Below are 266 nucleotides of genomic sequence, written 5' to 3'. Positions count from 1 at the left end.
CAGTTGCTGTTCGATGCCGTACAAGCCGGCCGCCAGGCTGGCGGCGATGGCCAGGTAGGGGTTGGTATCCGCCCCGGGCAGGCGGTTCTCGACCCTGCGCGCTACCGGTGCGCTGACAGGGATACGCAGGCCCGCAGCGCGGTTGTCCTGCGACCAGCAGGCATTGTTGGGCGATGCATAAGGGTGGCACAGGCGCTGGTAGGAGTTGACGTTGGGTGCGAACAACGCGGTGAAGTCGGCCATGCATGCCTGCTGGCCACCGATGA

Annotated in this window: 1 pseudogene; it reads right to left on the bottom strand. The window is 66.2% G+C overall.

Features of this window, described 5'->3' with window-relative positions:
* Positions 1–264 (bottom strand): annotated as a pseudogene (locus RRF55_RS27465) (glutamine synthetase); the annotation flags it as partial.
* Between the last annotated feature and the right edge of the window lie 2 nt (positions 265–266).

Source organism: Klebsiella sp. K47 (genome assembly GCF_051858335.1).
Classification (GTDB): Bacteria; Pseudomonadota; Gammaproteobacteria; order Enterobacterales; family Enterobacteriaceae; genus Klebsiella; species Klebsiella pneumoniae.
This window is presented reverse-complemented; position numbering and strand designations above follow the sequence as displayed.